This window comes from Dokdonia pacifica, from assembly GCF_900188275.1.
Taxonomy (GTDB): Bacteria; Bacteroidota; Bacteroidia; order Flavobacteriales; family Flavobacteriaceae; genus Dokdonia; species Dokdonia pacifica.
In genome coordinates, this window is sequence record NZ_FZNY01000007.1 from 278,317 (window position 1) to 298,474 (window position 20,158).

General features: G+C 32.7%; 18 protein-coding genes and 1 pseudogene. 6 read left to right on the forward strand and 13 right to left on the reverse strand.

Going from position 1 to position 20,158, the window contains the following annotated elements; all coding sequences use genetic code 11:
• Positions 1-12 precede the first annotated feature (12 nt).
• The 3 genes from CHB80_RS19855 to rlmB all read left to right on the forward strand — a co-directional run bounded on the left by CHB80_RS19855 (position 13) and on the right by rlmB (position 3,621).
• On the forward strand, positions 13-1,677 hold the full coding sequence (locus CHB80_RS19855) for a SusD/RagB family nutrient-binding outer membrane lipoprotein (protein WP_089373261.1): 1,665 nt from the start codon (positions 13-15) through the stop codon (positions 1,675-1,677).
• Between the two features lie 25 nt (positions 1,678-1,702).
• Positions 1,703-2,695: a DcrB/PsbP domain-containing protein gene (locus tag CHB80_RS19860; protein ID WP_089373262.1), complete on the forward strand. Its 993-nt coding sequence runs from the start codon at positions 1,703-1,705 to the stop codon at positions 2,693-2,695.
• A gap of 191 nt (positions 2,696-2,886) precedes the next feature.
• The gene (gene rlmB / locus CHB80_RS19865) at positions 2,887-3,621 is read left to right on the forward strand and encodes a 23S rRNA (guanosine(2251)-2'-O)-methyltransferase RlmB (protein WP_089373298.1); all 735 of its coding nucleotides are present in this window, start codon (positions 2,887-2,889) and stop codon (positions 3,619-3,621) included.
• Here rlmB and CHB80_RS19870 read toward each other — a convergent pair.
• Positions 3,618-4,382: a rhomboid family intramembrane serine protease gene (locus CHB80_RS19870; protein ID WP_089373263.1), complete on the reverse strand. Its 765-nt coding sequence runs from the start codon at positions 4,380-4,382 to the stop codon at positions 3,618-3,620. The genes rlmB and CHB80_RS19870 overlap by 4 nt on opposite strands.
• Positions 4,383-4,468: 86 nt before the next feature.
• On the opposite strand from CHB80_RS19870, the gene CHB80_RS19875 reads away from it, so the two are divergent.
• Complete coding sequence (locus CHB80_RS19875) at positions 4,469-5,746, forward strand: replication-associated recombination protein A (RefSeq protein WP_089373264.1); 1,278 nt, start codon at positions 4,469-4,471, stop codon at positions 5,744-5,746.
• Between the two features lie 2 nt (positions 5,747-5,748).
• Here the strand turns inward: CHB80_RS19875 and CHB80_RS19880 are convergent, their stop codons facing one another.
• The 7 genes and pseudogenes from CHB80_RS19880 to CHB80_RS19910 form a co-directional block, all read right to left on the reverse strand.
• Positions 5,749-9,096 (reverse strand): VCBS repeat-containing protein, encoded by a 3,348-nt coding sequence (locus tag CHB80_RS19880; RefSeq protein WP_089373265.1) that lies wholly within the window; start codon positions 9,094-9,096, stop codon positions 5,749-5,751.
• Complete coding sequence (locus tag CHB80_RS19885) at positions 9,096-9,923, reverse strand: hypothetical protein (RefSeq protein ID WP_089373266.1); 828 nt, start codon at positions 9,921-9,923, stop codon at positions 9,096-9,098. Before CHB80_RS19885 ends, CHB80_RS19880 begins: the two co-directional genes overlap by 1 nt.
• A gap of 3 nt (positions 9,924-9,926) precedes the next feature.
• Positions 9,927-11,303: a DUF5723 family protein gene (locus CHB80_RS19890; protein ID WP_143337194.1), complete on the reverse strand. Its 1,377-nt coding sequence runs from the start codon at positions 11,301-11,303 to the stop codon at positions 9,927-9,929.
• Positions 11,304-11,331: 28 nt separating this feature from the next.
• Positions 11,332-11,892 (reverse strand): hypothetical protein, encoded by a 561-nt coding sequence (locus tag CHB80_RS19895; RefSeq protein ID WP_089373268.1) that lies wholly within the window; start codon positions 11,890-11,892, stop codon positions 11,332-11,334.
• Between the two features lie 54 nt (positions 11,893-11,946).
• Positions 11,947-12,633 carry a YjjG family noncanonical pyrimidine nucleotidase gene (locus CHB80_RS19900; RefSeq protein ID WP_089373269.1) on the reverse strand — a complete coding sequence of 229 codons (687 nt, stop codon included), beginning with the start codon at positions 12,631-12,633 and terminating at the stop codon, positions 11,947-11,949.
• Positions 12,626-13,840 carry a polysaccharide deacetylase family protein gene (locus tag CHB80_RS19905; protein WP_229746913.1) on the reverse strand — a complete coding sequence of 405 codons (1,215 nt, stop codon included), beginning with the start codon at positions 13,838-13,840 and terminating at the stop codon, positions 12,626-12,628. The genes CHB80_RS19900 and CHB80_RS19905 overlap by 8 nt, the downstream gene beginning before the upstream one ends.
• Positions 13,841-13,925: 85 nt before the next feature.
• Positions 13,926-14,387 (reverse strand): annotated as a pseudogene (locus CHB80_RS19910) (JAB domain-containing protein); the annotation flags it as partial.
• Between the two features lie 2 nt (positions 14,388-14,389).
• Between CHB80_RS19910 and CHB80_RS19915 the strand changes: the two are divergent.
• Together CHB80_RS19915 and CHB80_RS19920 are read left to right on the forward strand one after the other, a co-directional pair.
• Complete coding sequence (locus tag CHB80_RS19915; RefSeq protein ID WP_089373272.1) at positions 14,390-14,818, forward strand: helix-turn-helix domain-containing protein; 429 nt, start codon at positions 14,390-14,392, stop codon at positions 14,816-14,818.
• Positions 14,819-14,909: 91 nt separating this feature from the next.
• Positions 14,910-15,932, forward strand: a complete 1,023-nt coding sequence (locus CHB80_RS19920; protein WP_089373273.1) for a hypothetical protein — start codon at positions 14,910-14,912, stop codon at positions 15,930-15,932.
• 306 nt (positions 15,933-16,238) lie between these two features.
• Here the strand turns inward: CHB80_RS19920 and CHB80_RS19925 are convergent, their stop codons facing one another.
• The 5 genes from CHB80_RS19925 to CHB80_RS19945 all read right to left on the reverse strand — a co-directional run bounded on the left by CHB80_RS19925 (position 16,239) and on the right by CHB80_RS19945 (position 20,157).
• Positions 16,239-16,649 carry a LytTR family transcriptional regulator DNA-binding domain-containing protein gene (locus CHB80_RS19925; RefSeq protein ID WP_089373274.1) on the reverse strand — a complete coding sequence of 137 codons (411 nt, stop codon included), beginning with the start codon at positions 16,647-16,649 and terminating at the stop codon, positions 16,239-16,241.
• A 63-nt stretch (positions 16,650-16,712) separates the two neighbouring features.
• Positions 16,713-17,090, reverse strand: a complete 378-nt coding sequence (locus tag CHB80_RS19930) for a hypothetical protein (protein ID WP_143337195.1) — start codon at positions 17,088-17,090, stop codon at positions 16,713-16,715.
• 481 nt (positions 17,091-17,571) lie between these two features.
• Positions 17,572-18,963, reverse strand: a complete 1,392-nt coding sequence (locus tag CHB80_RS19935) for a hypothetical protein (RefSeq protein WP_089373276.1) — start codon at positions 18,961-18,963, stop codon at positions 17,572-17,574.
• Positions 18,963-19,484 carry a GTP cyclohydrolase I gene (folE, locus tag CHB80_RS19940; RefSeq protein ID WP_089373277.1) on the reverse strand — a complete coding sequence of 174 codons (522 nt, stop codon included), beginning with the start codon at positions 19,482-19,484 and terminating at the stop codon, positions 18,963-18,965. Before folE ends, CHB80_RS19935 begins: the two co-directional genes overlap by 1 nt.
• Positions 19,471-20,157, reverse strand: coding sequence for a hypothetical protein (locus CHB80_RS19945; protein ID WP_089373278.1), 687 nt, complete (start codon positions 20,155-20,157; stop codon positions 19,471-19,473). Before CHB80_RS19945 ends, folE begins: the two co-directional genes overlap by 14 nt.
• Position 20,158: the final 1 nt, after the last annotated feature.

The following is a 20,158-nucleotide window of genomic DNA, read 5'->3' on the forward strand; positions in this document are numbered from 1 at the left end:
AAAATTATAATTATGAAAAAAATAATTAAATTCATAATGGCGGTTGCAGTTGCTAGTTCTGCTATGTTTTACTCTTGTGAGACAATAGAACTTGAGCAAACTGAAAACCCCAATGGACTTAACCCTAGTCAAGCTGATCCAAACTTATTGGCTAACACTATACAAATAGGGTACTTAGCTAATATGTCTAGCTACAATGGAAATGCTGCAGGATTAGTTAGAATTAATGCATTCAACTCTAGAGATTATTTTGCTGGAGTAACTGGTAATGCATTAAATGCAAACTGGAATAGAATCTATTCTACTGCTATGATTCCAAATATTAATACTATTTCTGAATTAAATGCAGCAGCTGGTGATGGTTCTCTTAATTTCCAAGAAGGAACTTCTAAAGTAATGTTAGCTCATAGTTTAATGTTATTAGTAGATTTTATTGGAGATGTCCCTTTATCTGAAGCTGTTCAGCCAGATGAATTCCCTGCACCTAATGTAGATTCAGGTCAATCAGTATATACTGCTGCTTTAGCTATGCTTGACGAAGCTGAAGGTTTATTAGCTGGTACAACTGGTGCTGATTTATTTTACGGAGGAGATTCTGCTTTATGGATTAGAGCTATCAATACGATTCGTTTAAAGGCAGCTGTGACTGTTCAAGATTATACTACTTTTGATCAAATTATTGCTGGAGGTAACTTCATCGAATCTAATGATCAAGATTTCCAATTTACATTTGGAACTAATGAAGTAAATCCAGATGAACGTCATCCTGATTTTATTGCAGATTACACTCCTTCTGGAGCTGGTTTCTACAAGTCTAACTGGACTATGGATTATATGTTAAACTCAAATGATCCAAGAATTCGTTACTATTATTTCAGACAAACTGATTGTACACCAGGAGCTAGCTGTAATCCAGCTGGTAATGGAGAAACATTACAATGTTCTCTTCAACAACCACCTGCACACGTTGCTGCAGCTGGATTTGGTGATATCTTCTGTTTCGTAGAAAATGGATACTGGGGTCGTTACCCTGGAGATGATGGAGGTGCTCCACCAGATAACTTCTTCAGAACTGCTGCTGGTGTATACCCTGCAGGTGGATTATTTGATGATGATCGTTTCTCTAACGTAGGCTTAGGTCTAGGAGGAGGAGGAGCAGGTATAGAGCCATTCTTACTTGCATCTCAAGTTGATTTCATGCGTGCTGAAGTTGCTATGGCTCAGAATAACCCTGGTGCTGCTTCTATGCACATTGAGAATGGTATTACTAAGTCTGTAAACAAAGTAGTTTCATTTGGAGCTTTAGATGCTTCTAGAGATGCATCATTCGAAGCTACTGCTGGAGACATCACTGCTTTTGTTGACGCTCAAGTAATGGCATTTGATAATGCTACTAATGATACTGATCGTATGAACTTGCTTGCTGAGCAATTCTGGATCTCTCAATTTGGAGCTGGAGCTGAAGCTTATAACTTCTACAGAAGAACAGGTTTCCCAACAACGCTTCCTCCAAACTTAGAGCCAAATCCAGGAGGATTTGTAAGGTCATTCCCTTATGCTACGTCTGAAGTTGTAGCAAATCCAAATATTAGTCAAAAAGCAGATCAGAGTGTTCAAGTATTCTGGGATACTAACCCTCCGTCTTCACCTAGTGGTGGATTCCCTGCAGCAAACTAAAATTTAATTTAAAGAAAAATTAAACATGAAAAACTTATATAAATATTTCTTCATAGGAATCTTAGCATTAACGCTAGGTTCTTGTGATGACGATGAAGAAAATGTAACAGTGGTTGTTCAAGATACTGTTGAAACTGGAGCTGTACTTCGTACAATCCAAATAATTTCAAATGAACTTCCTATCGGATTAGACGCTGGTTTCTCTGTTCAAATAGAGGAGCAAGATGGAGAAGAAGGAGCTTTATTACAAAGTGTTGATGTATTTGCTACATTCTCAGACAACTCTCCAGATGATGGAGATACGACTGGAGCAAACTTCAATGAGTTCTCTATAAGAACTATTGATGCTTCTGAATTTACAGATCCATCTCCTTTTGGTTTACCAAGACACACACTAGCTATTTCATCTGATGAATTAAACGCTGGTGCAGGTGTAACTGGAGATCAACTTTTTGGAGGGGATACATTTACAATTCGTCTTTCTTTAAATTTAACTGATGGACGTGTATTTTCTGTAAATAACGCTGGGGGTATTATTACTGCTGGATTCTTTAATTCTCCATTCCAATATACTGCGACAGTAACTTGTCCAGTAGATTCAGCATTTGCTGTTGGAACTTATGCATTATCAATTCAAGAAGGAGTATTCCCAGATTTCGGAGCTACTATTGATTGGAGTGAAACTACATATAACATGGTAGCTGGAAATGGAGATACTGAAAGAATTATCGAAGACGTAGTATTCTTACCAGAATTTAATGGTGGAGCTGGTTTCGTTGGAGATTTAGTATTTAATCTAGTTTGTGGTGCCACTATATTCCCTAACCAATTCCCAGGAGGCGGTGTAGGTTGTGGAGGCGCAATGGCTGCTGGTTCTTTCGGAACTCAGTTTGGAGTTTATGACGCTGCAGATGACAGTGTAATAGACTTAAGCTTTATTATCACTACTGATGATCCAGGAGCAGGAACTTGTCCTTCTGCACCATACGTTTCAACTATTAGATTTACAAGACAATAAGAGAACATAATAACTCTTATATCTTATAGATATATTTGAGATCGCCTGAAATAATATTTCAGGCGATCTTTTTTTTTAAACATATAGTAATAGTTAAACATGATTCTAATAAAGAGTATCAAAAAATAATTACTACATCTTTTATTTTTAAAAGAGTAAATTTCTCAGAAACTTGTACTTTTACAAACTCTATGAAAAAAGATCTTCAAATATTTGGAACAAGAGCAATAATAGAAGCTATTGAATCCGGAAAGGAAATAGATAAGGTATATTTACAAACTGGACTTACAAATAATCTAACCAGTGAATTAAATACACTTATTAAAAAGAAAGGAATACAAACCTCCTACGTTCCTATACAGAAATTAAATAAGCTTACACAACAAAATCACCAAGGAGCTATAGCCAATATCTCTGTTATAAAATTTCAAGATTTTGAAGAGCTCGTTAATCAAACTATAGCATCTGGTGTTACCCCACTATTCATTCTATTAGATCAGCTTTCTGATGTTCGAAATTTTGGCGCGATTATACGTACCGCAGAATGTACAGGAGCTCATGGTATTATTATTCCAAAAAAAGGGGGCGCCCCACTTAATGCTGTTGCTATCAAAACATCTGCTGGTGCTGCTTTTAATATTCCTATTGCAAAAGTAGATCATCTTAAAGATGCAATTTATTACCTACAAGGTTCGGATATAAAAGTTGTTGCAGCCACAGAAAAAACAGAAAACACATTATACAACATAGATTTTAAACAACCTACCGCTATTGTCATGGGTAGAGAAGATAGTGGTGTTTCATCTGGAGTTCTTAAAATTGTAGATGAAAAAGCAAAACTCCCATTAATGGGTTCTATTGCTTCTTTAAATGTATCTGTAGCTTGTGGTGCTTTTTTATATGAAGTTGTAAGACAAAGGCTTTAATCTGCCTTAGTATTAGAATCTGATGTAGAATTCTCTTCTTTGTATATATAATTTATAGTCGGAGCATCTATAGTTTCTTCCTCAGGTATCTCTTCTATTATCTCAATAAAATTTCCATTTTCGTCAAATTGCTTCATAAATGGATCATCTTCTTCGTTATAATCTATGGATTCCCATTCATATTTTGGCGGCTTAGCCACGCTTTCGCGAAAGCAAAAACCTAATATTGCTCCTGCTATAAATCCTGCTAAATGCCCTTCCCAAGAAATCTTTTCATCCATTGGTAACGTTCCCCACACCAAACTGCCATATAAAAAGACAACCAATAAAGAAAGTGCAATTAATCTAAAATGTTTTGCTCTTATTCCTTTAAAGAATAAGAAAGAGACAAGTCCATAAATCACACCACTCATCCCTATATGATATGCAGAACGGCCAATAAGCCAAGTACCAACACCACTTAGAAGGATAATTAAGAAAAATACACGCCAAGCTATCTTGTGATAAAAATAAAAGAGCGCTGTACTTAATACAAATAAAGGTACCGTGTTATGCCATAAATGAGCTAGACTCCCATGTATAAAAGGAGAAAACAAAACACCTCGCAATCCCAGCATTGTTTGTGGCTTCACTCCATACGGAGTAAAATTTATACCAAAACGTATTTCAATCCAATACACTACCCAAATAAGTAGCACAAAACCAACTGGGTATAATATGACCCCGTTATAAAATTGAAAAGAAGAAGGTTTTGAACGCATACATTACTAAAAGCAAACAATTAGCCAAATATAACATTCCAGTAATATTGTCATTCTATGACTCATAAAATACCTATTTTTATGATATGAATACACCACTTGCAGAGCGTTTACGACCCAAAAAACTGGAAGATTACTTGAGTCAATTACATCTTGTTGGAGAACAGGGATCATTACGTCAAGCCCTTAATGTAGGTGTGATACCATCTCTAATTCTTTGGGGACCTCCTGGAATAGGGAAAACAACATTAGCAACTATTATATCTAATGAATCAAAACGACCGTTTTATACGCTAAGTGCTATTAATAGTGGTGTAAAAGATGTAAGAGAGGTCATTGACAAAGCAAAACAAAGCGGTGGTTTATTTACTCAAAAAAATCCGATTCTCTTTATAGATGAGATACACCGTTTTAGTAAATCGCAACAAGATTCTTTATTAGGCGCTGTCGAAAAAGGATGGGTAACACTTATAGGAGCTACAACCGAAAACCCAAGTTTTGAAGTTATTCCTGCCCTTTTGTCGCGTTGCCAAGTTTATATTCTTAAACCATTTGGCAAAGAAGATCTAGAAGCACTACTAAAACGTGCTATAGAAGAAGATAGCATTATTCAAAAGAAAAAAATATCCCTCAAAGAAACGGAAGCATTATTAAGACTGAGTGGTGGTGATGCGCGAAAATTACTAAACATATTTGAACTTGTCGTGACAACAGAAACAGCAGATCAGGTGATTGTAACAAATGATCTTGTAATGTCTAAGATTCAAAAAAACACCGTTTTATACGATAAAACAGGTGAACAGCACTATGACATCATTTCTGCTTTTATAAAATCAATAAGAGGGAGTGATCCCAATGCAGCTGTATACTGGCTTGCGAGAATGATTGAAGGAGGAGAAGATGTGAAGTTTATTGCGCGTAGACTCATTATTGCTGCCTCTGAAGATATAGGGAATGCAAATCCAACCGCTTTGGTGGTAGCGACCAATTGTTTTCAAGCTGTAAATACAATAGGATATCCAGAAGCAAGAATCATATTAAGCCAATGCGTAACTTATCTTGCAAGCTCTCCCAAAAGCAATGCTTCTTACATGGCTATAAAAAAAGCGCAACAACTCGTTAGAGAAACAGGAGATCTCAGTATTCCGTTGCATTTACGCAATGCACCAACAAAGCTTATGCAAGATTTAGGCTATGGAGATAATTATAAATACGCTCATGATTATCCTGGTAATTTTGTAAACCAAGAATTTTTACCCGAAGAAATCACAAATACGAAGTTATATGACCCAGGTACTTCATCAAGAGAAAAAGCATTACGAGATTTTCTTAAAGTACGATGGAATGACAAATACGAATATTAAGCTTATTTGAAGGTTAATACTTTAAGGGCGCTATCATTTACACCTATCAATAGTATTTCTTTAGCTAACGCTTCATGAGTCACCTTCAGGAGAGTCTTAGCATTACCATCAACATACAATCCTGATTGTACAGCAGATAGTGCCGTATATCCATCTTTTTGATTTGATAATAACACCACTCCATTTCCAGCATCGTAACGTGGCGTCTCAACTTCGGTTTCATAAATATTACCTATCACTATAGCATCATCAAAGCCATCTCCATTAATATCTTTAGATATAACACTCAATACGGGTGCAGCTTGAGCTATAGCTGGTAATTCTGAAATTACAAAAGTACCATCTCCTTTATTAATTAATAATTTAGAAGAAAATGTAGTTACTTCTTTTTGATAAGCAGTTTCTAATTTTTCTCCATAAATGTCTTGTAAAGTAGCATTTGCAAATGCATTGTATGTTTCAAATTTTTCTGAGATAAAAGGCATTTGTTGTGTGGAACATTCCTTACCTCTAGCAGGCACATAATTTCCGTTATAGTTATTACTTAGTACTAAATCAAACGTTCCATTATCATCAAAATCGGAAGCAAAAACTTTAAAAGGTGTTTTTACACTTGCTTTATACTTTATATTATCTCCTATATTCCCAACAATATAATCTGGAAAACCATCTTTATTTACATCAGTTTCAGTGATTGTAAACCACCAACCTTTTTCTTTTTCAAGACCTACCTCTTCAGAAACATCTGTAAATAGGCCTTCATTATTTTTAAAAACACCTATATGAGACCACTCGCCTACTACCATAAAATCGGCATCACCATCGGCGTCATAATCTGTAGTAATTACTTTATTTACAATACCAAAGTCTAACAGCCCTGGAGCGACTTGAGCAGTTACATTAGTAAAAGAACCATCATTATTTTGATAAATCTGAGAAGGCGCGCTCGTTGGAAAATGTTGAGGTTCAATCCTATTCCCCACAATAACATCTGAGTCCCCATCGGCATCATAATCAATAATAGCAATAGACTTACTTGACATAAACCCAGTTGAGTCATCGGTATCAAAAGAGGCTTGCGTAAACATTCCTTTTCCATCATTTTGATAATACCTATTCTTATATTGCGAAGCATTAGAAGCAAATTCGTTTCCGCCACTTACAACAATAAGATCTAGGTCCTGATCACCATCGGCATCAAAAAGAATAGATTCCATATCCTCATGTATAGCATCAGCAGTAAAAGCAGGTTGATTAGATTTTGAAAAACCACTCGAAGTTTGGAAATATAATTGTCCTGCCTGTCCTGAAGCACCGCCTATATAAACATCTTCAAGGCCGTCACCATTCACATCACCTTTTGTCATATGAGGACCTAAAGTAGATTGCTTATACGGCAATAAGACTTCTTTAGCAAAATCATCATAACTATTCTCTTTATGAGTAAAATCGAGTCCGTAAGTTGTTTCCGCTTTCGCGAAAGCGTACTCAGCATTACCATCAACTATAAAAACTGGCGCTGTTGAAATAGTTGCATCTTCTTCAGAAAACACGAGTGCTGTATTTACTTTTACATTGGTACGTTCTTCACTTTTACCAGAAAGCCATTGTACAGTCACCTTGTCTATCACATCGATATCCCCTAATCCAAAATGCGCACTATTTTCTGTAGCAGAAAGATATCCTTTGGCTCTTTTAGATTCATACACTTGAGATTGATTTCCATAAGCAATAGTAACTTTAGCAAATGTCTCTGAAGTTTTCCCTTTCAAAGAAACGCGTACATAATTTCCTGTCTCTTTTTCTACACTGGTATTTTTAAATAGGAATGCTTCATCATCAATATTATTTACGACAAGCTCTAAATCACCATCGTTATCTAAATCGGCATAAGCACCACCGTTTGAGTAAGAAGCTACAGCTAGCCCCCATTGATAGCCTTTATTTTTAAAATGAAGATTTCCGTCGTTATGAAACATGATATTACTTAGCTTTTCAGTAGGCATTGCATCATACAACTTTTGCTTTACGTCTATAGGTACTTGACCTCCAAAAGCTTTTTGAGTGTCTCGCACTTGATTCTGAATATCATTATCTAAAGCATATCGTCTATAGCCATTGGTTACATATACATCACGATGAGAATCGTTATCTAAATCGGCGATAAGGCCTGCCCAACTCCAATCGGTTTTTGCCATTTTTGCTTGATGTACAGCATTATTAAAGTGATTTCCACCCATATTTAATTGCAATGAATTAAACATATACTGGTGTTGGAATCCAAAATCATCTACAAGCATGGAAAATCTATCTACATCCATACTTGCCATTAAAGTCTTTGAACGCACATGGTCACTAGCTGCCATATCTAGCACAAAAATATCTTGAAGTTTATCATTATTGATATCGGCAATATCTACTCCCATTCCAAAGAAAGACACTTGCTTAGTGTATTCTTTAATACGATCTGTAAAGGTTCCGTTTTTATTATTGATATACATTGCATCTGGCACATAATAATCATTTGCAATATAGATATCCAACCATCCATCATTATTGATATCACTTACCGTAATCCCTAATCCAAATGCTGCTTTAAGTAATCCTGCTTTCTTTGTGACTTTACGATACGATGTTCCCGTATTTTCATAAAGTTGCACACTACTTTTCTCTAGGTTATTTCCTAATTTCATTGTAGCAAAAAAACGTTGTGGATCTAATCCATAAAATTCGTTTTCATTAGAAACCACACAATCTAGGTCGCCGTCATTATCGTAATCAAAAAACACAGATTGTGTACTGATCCCTGAATCTGCGAGATTATAGTCTTGTGCGCTTTCGCGAAAGCGGTTATCTTTTAAATTAATGTACAGTAGGTTTTTACGATCTTCTGCTTGCTTAGGGCCTCCTTGTGAGACGTATATATCTAACCATCCATCATTATTTACATCGGCAAAAGTGACTCCATTTGCCCATTGTTTACCTGTATTAATTCCAGCTTGTTCAGAAATATCTTCAAACTGGAGATTTCCTTTATTTAGGTATAATTTGTTTTCTACTTGATTACCTGCAAAAAAGATATCTTGTAGTCCATCATTATTAATATCGGCAATACCTACTCCTGCTCCATTATAGAAATAATCAAAGTCAAATAGGTTTTCTATAGATCCCACATTTTCTTTAAGTGCATTTGAAAATGTAATCCCACTTTCTGCACTAGAAATACGCTCAAATAGGTTTTGGGTTTTATCTACTTTTTCTTCTGATACGGTAGTTGTAGTAGTAGTCTTTTGTTCTTGACCACAGCCTAAAAAAAGAAGTGCTAAACTTATGGTTAAAAAGTATTTCATTAGCTTTTAGAAAAAATCATTTGTACAACACCTATTCCTTTTACAATACGATCTATAACAAAGTTGTTATTCTCAAAGCGACCTTTTCCATTAAATTGAGTAGTAAGAACCTCATAGTTGAGGTTATCATTTGTAATAGCAGTACCAATCTTTTTTGAGCCTTCATAGATAATGAAGTTTTCCTGAGAGACAATCATTTTATAAGTACCATCTGCACTTTGATAAGTTCCGTCCAGACTCGTCATCTTCTCTACGATCTCCTCTTCCACTACCTTTTCAACTTCCTCCATTTGCGAAGTAGTCGCTTCTTTTGGAGGAATTACTTCTTCTATTTCTACCTCTGTTACTTCCTTAATTTCAGGAGTTTCTTCTACCTGAGTAGTTGTATTATCATGCGTTGTACCATTGTATACATATTTTAATTCTTCTAAAGAAATAAATGCTTTACGTAAAGCTTCATGATACGCTCTTTTAAAATCTTTATCTTTACTTTTCCCTTGTTCAGTGATAAAGATTACTTTTCCATCACAATCTTTTAAGATCACTTTTAATCTAGCAACAATAAAGTTAGAATCGCTTTCTACATCTGCATACAATGCACTACAACTTCCATTTTTAAGTCCTAATGGCTTTTCATCTCTAGCTCTATAAGAGTCAAATCCGTACTTATTAAATAAGAATTGTGTGAGTGAATTTAATTGATATTCGTCTATACTTTTTGCAAAGTCATATTTCTCAGGTATAATGACATATTGATAGTCATTTACGTTTTGTGAAAATGAAGAAAATTGTATCAGTAAAAGTAGTGCAATTACTAGGTGTTTCATTGTTTATTCAGGATCAAAAATTAACTGAAAACCAAACTGTACTGAAGCGCTTTGAGCCTTTGCCAGATTGGTATAATCTAATATATTATCTGCTGCAAGATAAACATTAAATTTGTTAATTTTTGTGGAAAGTAACAGCCCTATATTTCTATTAGAAAACGCATCATAGGTATAGGTCATTTTCGTTCTTAAAAACCGATTCCAGGTTCTATCAACATACAGTGTAGCAGCTCCTTGAAATCCTCTTGGACGTTTTATAGCATATAATTGAGCACCCACATTGGTTGCATATCGGTCTACGCCGCTATTTGTACAATCACAATCACCATTAAGATTTGTACCAAAACCTCTATTTATAGAAGCATTAAACTTTGTGGGTCGCCAAGTTGTATAGGAAGCTTGCAAAGAATCTTCATAAGGAAGATTTTCCTCAAATTCATCTTGTAGATTTTGCCAGTAATCGGTTAAATCTTCTCCATTTAAAACATCAGGAAATTGTAGTTCTATTCCATCAGTTTCATAACTTCCAGATAATCTATAATTTTTTAAATCTTTAGTATGAAATATAGCTCCTACATCAATGATACTTCCTGTTGCTGTCCAATGATCGTCAATTGTATAGGTTGCCCCTATATCAAATCCTACTCCAAGGTTATTACTAAGTATCGCTCTTCCTACTGCTTTACCAGCCCCTGCATTATCATCTACAAATGAGCGCAATCCTGAAGTATTAGCCGTTACATTTGCACCTTGCACCTGATGTTGTAAAAAATTAGGACCGTTGGGTGTACTTCTAGTTATGAAAACACCTTCGTTGTCTGTACTATTGATATTTACAATACTCATATATAGTTTTGCCCTACCTCCCACTCTAAGTTTTTTAGAAATCTCCTTATTAACTCCAAAGTGATAGACTGAAATAACTTCTGCAGCAACAGATATATCTGAAAATTGGAAAGGAACATCTATAAAATTTGCATTTCCTTCATACGCAAGAATTGCAATATCTTTAGGAAAATATGCAATTACATCTGTTTCCTGATACAATCCTGCTGAGTAATAATTCTCTGTAAATTTACTTTTCCATCCAAAAGAGACGAGTTCTAATTGTTGATTTACAACAAATGAATCTTTATTATCTAACCTAAAAATAGCATCTCGTATACGCGTATTGATATCTCCTCCTTCTTGGAAAATATCATATGTACTGACTCCACTAGACCCTGCACTTACCGAAAAACCTGATAAAAATGGGATTCCGATATGTTTTTCAAAAGCAATTGAAGCTCCTGGGTTACTAAGTAATGTTTGTGGCAAATCGTCTACATTATAGAGTAACTGTTTATTTTGAGCACACACCTGTGTAACTACAAAACTCATGTATATAATAATTACTGCTCGCATACTATTATAAATCAGAAAATTCTAGTTTATAAATTGCTTTACTTTGAAGTGACAGCTCTCCATTTATAGAAGCCCCATTTGTTGTAAGAATCACTTCATTAGCCAGTTGATTTGCATTACTTATTGCTTGAATATCTTCTTCACTTAATACTTGAGTAAATTCGGTTCTTTGTACAGAGCCATCAGGAGAAGAAATAATATCAAAAAACACTACGAGTTGTTCTTCTCCAGCATTATTTATAAAAGCAGCACGATTTACAAGGGATTGCCCAAAGGTATTATCTACCTGAAAATCTAATGTTACTTCTATTAAATTTTCTCTTATAAAATCATCATTCAGAAATTCTAAACGTGTGGTATCTCTTACCGTGATTATTGCATCTTGCGTATCTACACTTTCAAAATCTGATGTATCTATCGTAAAGAAAATTAAAGAAGCATCTACCGTAGGACTAAGAACAATATCTTGTGTTTGATCAAAATCTACATCGTCTACACAAGACGTATATAGTAAAACAGAAGTGATAAGTGTTACTACACTTACATATCGCAGGAAGTATTTCATAATTTGGAGGGGTTGACTGTATTAAACAAAAACGCTTAATTACTGAGTATATTGCTACAAATAGTTACGTATCTCCAACAAATGATTCACAACCACTTGTTTATCAGGCATTTTTAAATCGTGATAATTATAACAAATTGTTTTCATATTCATTCCTTCGGCACCTAAAATATCTGCCTCATACGTATCGCCTATCATCATACTTTCTTCTGGAATTGCGTTCGCTCCTTGTAAGGCTACTTTAAAAATACGCGGATTAGGTTTTTTAACCCCCACTGCTTCACTCGTAGTGACCGTATCAAAATACATGTCAATATTTGAGTTCTTTAGTTTTTTTAATTGTACTTCTTCAAAACCATTTGTAATGATATGTAGCTTATAGTGTTGTTTTAAATAATCTAAAAGTTCTATGGTCCCATCAAACAAATAATTATGATCGGGGAGATGTATGATATAATCTTCAGATAGTTTATCAATAGTATCATCTGTCACTTTGATACGAAGCGCGTCAAAGGTTTTTTTAAATCTCCCATAACGCAACTGCGCCTTAGTGACGCGTTCTTCTCTATACCATTTCCAATATTGAAAATTAATAGGTGAATACACTTCTAAAAATGCTTCTAAATTTATATTTATACTATTCTTTTCAAATATTTTGGAAAATGCCAATCCGGAATTACGATCAAAATCCCATAAGGTATGATCGAGATCAAAAAAAACATCTTTTATTTCTTTATTCATCTGCTGTTAATAATGTTCTGAATACTTTCTTACTATATATATTTGTAAAATCTGAATTTGAGAATGCTATTATAAATAACCCATTTACATTTTTTACAGCATTTTTAATCTTATTCAAACTTACACTATCTACGGTTTGTTTGTGTTTATCTATAATGGCATTTATATGAATACAAAAAGGATATATTACTAGAGGGGTTTGTATTTCATAATCTAAATCATAAAACAAAAATGGAATACTTGTACTTGCTCTAAAACCAGGAGTGTCTGGATATCCCATTGTATAATCTTCGAGCACTTCTTGATCTAAAAGATTTCTATAACTGGTGGGTACTGTTATTTTATAATCTGTAATCCTCGTTTGTTTTAAAGGTCTGTTTGTGATATGCTCTATCCGTTTTTTTTCTTCCTTGAGTACTACCGTAGATTTAGAAGCGCTTTTAGAGATTAATAATCCCACACAAGAATAATCTCCCACCATTTTTATAAGCGATTGAAAACTTCGTTTACTGTATTTGATATTCTTACTATCCTCTGTATAATCTCCTAATTCAAAAAACACTTTAAATCGAGAGGAAGATTGTTTTTGAACATTTACCAACCAACTAAATATATCAAATGGGTCTTTTCGCAATCCCAGTAATACTTGAGTACGTATAAAATTTCGCTTTAAGCGAAAGTTTACAAAATCTCGCCCATAACCGCCTACTGTCCTTAAAAAACCGATCTTTCTAAATTCAAATGCTTGCGGTACATCTACAATAACGTGGGTTTCAAATTTCAATTCTTTGAGTACATATGAAGGAAAAGATGCAGTGATTATTTTTTTGAACCGCAAGATCCACTCATCTACAACAGGACGATCTAAAAATCCATGTTTATGGGCAATACTTTCACTAGCAGGAAAACGTCCTAATCCATCTTTTACATGAGGCAAATATTCTTCATACCTACTCAACATATAAAAAGCAGCTCCAAATATATCGTACGGAAGCATTGCTTCAGAAGTCTTTGATGCAAAAAAGCAAGGAACTCCATCCCAATCTTGTAATTGGATGTCTACATCCATCACTCCTTGTTCAAAAAGAAGATCAATAGCACTTATATGTAATTCATTACCTAACTGCTTATGTGTATATGATAATTTGGGTCCATCGTGTGCTACAAAATCTTCCACCTTAGAGGTAAAAGACACAGCAATCCCCATAGTCCTAGTACATATATGCTTAAATATATAGGTGACTCTAGGTGTAATTTTATGCGTATAGACCAGTAGCATTTAAGAAAGAAATTTAAAGCAAGCCATCATCGGCAAAGCTAAAATACGCCTTTTCGGTTACAATAATATGATCCAACACCTTTACATCCAAGCTCGCTGCAGCTACCTTTAATTTTTGAGTAAGCTGCTTATCCGATTTACTGGGTTTTAAGGTTCCTGAAGGATGATTATGAGCCAAAATAATCCCCACCGCATTTAATGCCAATGCAGTTTTAAGCACTAATCGCACATCTACTAATGTACCTGTAATACCCCCTTTACTTAATTGTTGTTTTTCTAGGATTCGATTGGAGTTATTAAGGTATATTACCCAAAACTCTTCGTGTGATAAGTCTCCTATAATAGGTTGTAATACTTCAAAAACCGAAGAAGAAGAGGTGATACGCTTTCGCGAAAGCGTACTCCCATCATTTCTCCGTCTTCCAAGTTCTAATGCCGCTACAATAGTCACTGCTTTGGCTTCTCCAATGGGTTTCGTTGCCCATTTGTTCTATAGACTTACATACTACAATTCCTCATCCAGCAGGCTATCCAACATCACTTGATACTATTTATGACCATATAAAAGCGCGTCGTATAGATAGAGGATTATCTAAAGTAGAACTAGCTAAAATACTAGATGTAAATCCACTTACTATTGGAACATGGGAGAATCATCATAAACACTTAATTCCTAGGATGCGAAAGAAAATCATTAACTGGCTGGGGTATGTGCCACCGCTTGGTGTTGATGAAAATACGCTTTGGGGAAGACTTTACATTTATAGAAGTATACATGGGCTTACACAGAAAAATATTTCAGACACTCTTAAAATCGATAGCTCTTCAATTACTAAAATAGAAAAGAATGAAGACGTAAATCCTAGTTATTATAAAAAGATAAAAGAGTTAATAGAAAATCGGTAAGATTACGGGAAACCGTACTAAAACTAAAAACTATTAGATTATTTTAATCTATGCAGATTTTGAATTTATTATTCTGGTAAAGTAATTTATTATGGAAAAAGGGATATACTATTTATTGATTTTATTTTTTAGTTCATGTGGAGTTTTTAAAGAAGATCAAACAGTAAATAATATTAATAATAGAGCAAACGATGTAACCTTAGCTATGAAAGGTTACCAACCAATAGATCCTATTAAAATTCTTGTTAAAACACAAAATGATTCAATTAGTATGAATCAAATCATTAATCAATTACCTAATGAGGCTACTCGAATAGCAATTGGAAAAATTAATCAAAATGGGTCAATTGCTTTTGGTCCATTTAATGTTGCAAAAGCAGGAGAAAGTTATACCGTAATTGTAGATTATATAAAATACATTACAACTTCTATACCTGCTGAATACAACGAAGAATATCAAATTGATGATTATGCTACTAATAGTTTAAAGAGAGATTGGTTGAAAATATATAATGGTGAGGCAAATCCTAAGAAGGAATTATTTACAAAATTAGATACTACTTTAATTGGTAAGAAAATAATTAATAGGCAAACAGAATTAAGAACAAATCATGGAGTTGTTAGTACTCAAAAAAGAGAATATAGATTCATAGTAGATACTAAAAAAAAGTCTTTCAGTCACAAAGTCAAAATACCAGTTTATGTAGGAGTTGGTTTAAGAATACAAGCCTCTGTTACAGTAGTAAAAGATTCGCTAAGTTTAAATTTAGGAAGTCTTTATGGGCTTGCGATAGCAGCATCTAAAGATCAATTAAATGGTACTTTAGTGATTCAAACTTTAGGAATAAGTGGAGAAAACATCTCTCCAGCAGTTCCAATTCCAGATAGAATTAATGAAACTACTATTCAGGCAGCAATGCAATCATTAGCTACAATAAAGTCTAAAATTTATGATGTTAAAACTCAAATAACACCACAAGTTGTTGCCTTTGGACTTCCTTATAGTATAGAAGGAGCAAAAGATTTAATAGAATCATCACTACATACTGATCCTCCGTTAGTGATTATAAATAGTAAAAGGGAAATAAACTTTCAAGAGAAAAACTTAAATTAAATCCTTTTAAAAATTATAAACGGAAGTGATTTAAGACTCTACCAAAAAAAACAATATTCCTCCTTTTAGTAATTATACTTTGTGCTAACAATAGATTAGAGACTGTTATACAAAGGAATTATAGAATTAAAGCATGAAACAATAGCTTTCTAACTTAATCTAACCAAAATCAGATTGTATTTCAGTTACATTTATAATATGAAATTGAAATACGACACAACGCTTTTTTATATTCCAAAAAAAATGCAGGTTAAAGCAATAATAATTATTATTGCTTTAACCTGCATCGTATTTGTAGTTAAGTGTTTATTCTTCCCAAATCATTAACAACCTACTTCTTAATTCACTACGGTATGATCTATTTACTTTAAATGTATCACCGTTTGTAAGTTCAATGATCGCAAGGTTAGATTTCCTTTTTATATGAAAAAGGTTCACCGTTAGATTTTTGGCTATTTTACAAAATTCTTGCTTTCCAGCAATTCTTATAAAGTTTACCATACTGCGATTTTCATATAAAAGCTTCTCATGCTTTATAGCTTTTATTTTAATCCAATTTTTTGCCATATTTTCAGTACTTATCCAGAGTACATCTTTAAAGTGTATTCTTGTTTCTTTTGGATTTTCTTTTAAATATTCAATTGTCTTATTTTTTGCATTTGTTAAGAGGTAATTTATATATACGAAAACCCCTTTTTTCTGGTTGATTTTTTTCATTTTATGATTTTTTATATAAAAACCTCCTATTTACAATAGTAGGTTTAATCGATTAGTTTTAATTTAAACAAAGGCTGGATGTGCTATTTCAATAGCTATTTCCAATATTACTTCTACTATTGATGATTCTACAAAAGCGCACTGTTCTATACAATCAGTAATAGCTAAAACAACTATAATAGCGATATTACACCATCTTATATATTTAAACATACTATGATGTTCACTCTTACAGGCTTTAGGAAAAATAATATTGAACGTAGTCATTAACATAAGAATGAAATAAACTACTAATAGGTATTTAGAAATATTGAGATCAAGCATATCATGAGATACATGAAATGCTCCATTTCCATTAACATATCCTAAACTTAATCTCTTTATAGCATTAACTACAGGAGATTTAAAAATCAATTTGTAGTACCGTCTTATCAAGACCATAACTACGAGAAAGAATCTTTTTTTCATCTTCTTCTAAAAGTTTTAGTTAATTTTTCCGAAAAAGATGTGACAACTAATCATACAAAGTATCGTTTAGAAACTTGCAAAAAACCATATTTACTGTAATATGTTCTTTGGATTTTCTTTTTTTGAATATCTTTATAAAATTAATTGGTGTCTCCGGAGGTTGAAAATCAGGAAACACACACCTTTTAATTTCACCCAATATCTGTGAGAATAGATATTGGGTTTTTTAATTCCTATGTTTTGAGTGTTGTTTCACTCAGCGCAGCCTTGGAATTAAAGATCAGAGAGGCTGTCGTCCTTTCGGTATAGAGAGGTACGAAATATCAGTAAATCAAAGAACCCAATGCTTACGAATAAACATTGGGTTAAATATACTGTAGGATGTATCTTTTAATATCTTATCCTAACTTTTATAAAATATGCGATTGTTTTTTTGTAGAAACAATTATAAAATTTAATTAGATTCCAACTTAGATTTTTTTTTCATTTTCATATATTTTTTCAAATATGCTTTTTCAATTTCACATAAACTGTCTTCTATTAAATTTTTAATATTATGCTTGTTTTTTTCGTAATTACTATTCTGTATAAAAGGTATGAACCTTTCAGTCCATAAATAAGCATATTCTGAATTGCCATATTTATCATTGACCATAGAGTAAATCCCGTCTTTAAGAGCTCTTTGGAATTTTTTAGGTTCTAAATTAAATAATAGAATTCCTATCTTATAAATTTCTCTAAAGATTAATAAATCTGCAAAATATTTTAAATTCTGATTTGCACTTCTTAAGCCTTTTACAGAACATTTTGGAGATATTTTTTTTAAATCAAAACATCTTACATTTTCATCTTTAATAAAATCATCTTGATGTTTAATTAGAAAAGTAATTACTTTTTGACATTTATCAAATAACTCTTTTTCAAAAGCAACTTTAATTTTAATATTTAAATAGAGTTCATTATAGAAATCGATTATTGTTTTTGAATTGATTTTTGAAAGTGGTTTTGATAATCTATCTGAACCTTTTAAATTTTTAAAATCTGGTATAAAATTATTATTTACCTGTGATTTAAGAACCTCAAGTTTCATAGAATTAAGGTTGTAATCTGATATTTCAGTTATTACTTCAAATCCATTAACTTTATACCAAACCCTCATATAATCATTTATAATCCTAGTATAAAAATATTTAGATTTTGGAGTATTAGTAGCAAAATGCATATAAAGATTACCTAATGCTATATGATCAACTCCATCTGTTACTGCAATTGGTTTTACAATAAAACAGACATTAGGGTAATTTCTAAAATCAAGTTCTTCCAATAAAACTTTTGAATAATAATTTAGATACTTTAGTATATCTTCTTCTGTTAATTTCTCTTCTAAATCTGCATATAATTTTCTTTCCTCATTTTTTTTCACTTCTATTTCTGGAGGTGTTCGCCAATCTGAAGGACGTTTATCACTATGATTATGATCCTTATTTTCATGTAAGAATATATAAGAATTACGGTTATACCACTCATTATATTTAGAAATACCTTCAACCAAACCAGGTGTTTTCTTTATTTTTTTTACAATTTCCTTATACTTATCTATATAATCAATTATGCTTCTTCCTTGAAACTGTGCTCTAACTAATGTTTTTCCAATAGCATTACTATCATTTAATGTTACTGTCTCAATGAGGCATAATATTAAATCTTTATTGTTAATATTACCATCCTTGTCTTTTTTAAAATCAAAATGCTTATTAATTACATTTTGATAATCAGATGGCATAGTATTAACTTCTCTAGGAAGTAAATAGTAATCATAATCATTTATTTCCTCAAAACTATTCATTATTTATTTTTATACCAATCTTTTAGACTACCAAGACTATATGTAACCTTTGTTTCTGCGGTGTCATCACTAGGACCTCTTGAACACACACATAAATGCTTTGCAGTTGATTCTACATAAACTCCTTTTGCGTTTAATACTCGCATGATATCATCTGCAATATCTTTGTTAAATATTTCCTGAATTTGAAGGCGCTTAGCATGAACATCTCTAACAAGTCGGACAATTTTACCAAGTCCAGTGATAATCTCATTAGGTTGATAATAGACGTCGCAGGTGCCAAAAAAAGGAGCAAAATGATGTTCGCAAAAACTATAAAAGTTGATATTTTTAATCTCTATAATACCTGTGTAATTCTTTACTCTTAAAACATCATTTAAAACATTGTCAGCTGTTAATGAGTATCCAGAAAAAAGTTCGTTATATGACCTTCTAATACGATCTTCTGATTGAATTAACTTTTCTCTTACTATTGGATCTTCTATAAAACTAAAAAGTTTGTCTAAATTATTTTCTTTCATAGATTAGAATGTCTTGATTTATTGTAAATTCTGGTTTTTCTAAATGATTTTTTAGAAAAAACACTGTGTCTTTCAATTTTTTTGAAATATCTATTATCATTAAATATGATACTTGCTCTGCTAGTTGTTCAAATGTTTTGCATTGTAACTGAGCTGAAAAAGATTTAGATTTTTTTAAATAGTATTTTTTAGGGAAGTTTAATATCCGTACCTCTGGATTAGGCTCTGGGAATACTTTTGTAACCCATTTAACTAATTCTCCCATTATTCCATCATTTTTATTAGCTATAATTATTATGGTCTGAGCCTTTATTTCTTCAATTTTTCTTTCGAGTTTATTTAAGTCATTATCTATATATTGTAAGACATGAGATAATAAAAGAGTATTGTACTGTTTCTGTGTTGTAAAATCAAAGAAATCTTTTTTAAGTCTCAAATGTTTATCTGCTAATGGAAACTTTTTAGGAGTCGCATAATTAATATCAATTCCTGTTACTGGTATATCAGAAAGACATAAATAAGCAATATCTCCCATACCGTAACCTACATCTAATACTGGAGGAACAAAAAAGTTACGTAATTCTTTATTAATTATGTTTATGATAACTTCATTTTCATTACACCATTTTTTTTTAAAAACTGCCACGTCTTTATTTAGGATTATTCTTTCCATT

Coding starts and splice junctions, on each gene's coding strand:
- rlmB (WP_089373298.1), top strand. CDS start 2,887: ATGAAAAAAGATCTTCAAATATTTGGAACAAGAGCAATAATAGAAGCT.
- CHB80_RS19880 (WP_089373265.1), bottom strand. CDS start 9,096: ATGAAATACTTTTTAACCATAAGTTTAGCACTTCTTTTTTTAGGCTGT.
- CHB80_RS19895 (WP_089373268.1), bottom strand. CDS start 11,892: ATGAAATACTTCCTGCGATATGTAAGTGTAGTAACACTTATCACTTCT.
- CHB80_RS19935 (WP_089373276.1), bottom strand. CDS start 18,963: ATGAATAGTTTTGAGGAAATAAATGATTATGATTACTATTTACTTCCT.
- folE (WP_089373277.1), bottom strand. CDS start 19,484: ATGAAAGAAAATAATTTAGACAAACTTTTTAGTTTTATAGAAGATCCA.
- CHB80_RS19890 (WP_143337194.1), bottom strand. CDS start 11,303: ATGAGTTTTGTAGTTACACAGGTGTGTGCTCAAAATAAACAGTTACTC.
- CHB80_RS19925 (WP_089373274.1), bottom strand. CDS start 16,649: ATGAAAAAAATCAACCAGAAAAAAGGGGTTTTCGTATATATAAATTAC.
- CHB80_RS19900 (WP_089373269.1), bottom strand. CDS start 12,633: ATGAATAAAGAAATAAAAGATGTTTTTTTTGATCTCGATCATACCTTA.
- CHB80_RS19870 (WP_089373263.1), bottom strand. CDS start 4,382: ATGCGTTCAAAACCTTCTTCTTTTCAATTTTATAACGGGGTCATATTA.
- CHB80_RS19885 (WP_089373266.1), bottom strand. CDS start 9,923: ATGAAACACCTAGTAATTGCACTACTTTTACTGATACAATTTTCTTCA.
- CHB80_RS19905 (WP_229746913.1), bottom strand. CDS start 13,840: ATGGGGATTGCTGTGTCTTTTACCTCTAAGGTGGAAGATTTTGTAGCA.
- CHB80_RS19945 (WP_089373278.1), bottom strand. CDS start 20,157: ATGGAAAGAATAATCCTAAATAAAGACGTGGCAGTTTTTAAAAAAAAA.
- CHB80_RS19920 (WP_089373273.1), top strand. CDS start 14,910: ATGGAAAAAGGGATATACTATTTATTGATTTTATTTTTTAGTTCATGT.
- CHB80_RS19855 (WP_089373261.1), top strand. CDS start 13: ATGAAAAAAATAATTAAATTCATAATGGCGGTTGCAGTTGCTAGTTCT.
- CHB80_RS19930 (WP_143337195.1), bottom strand. CDS start 17,090: ATGGTCTTGATAAGACGGTACTACAAATTGATTTTTAAATCTCCTGTA.
- CHB80_RS19875 (WP_089373264.1), top strand. CDS start 4,469: ATGAATACACCACTTGCAGAGCGTTTACGACCCAAAAAACTGGAAGAT.
- CHB80_RS19860 (WP_089373262.1), top strand. CDS start 1,703: ATGAAAAACTTATATAAATATTTCTTCATAGGAATCTTAGCATTAACG.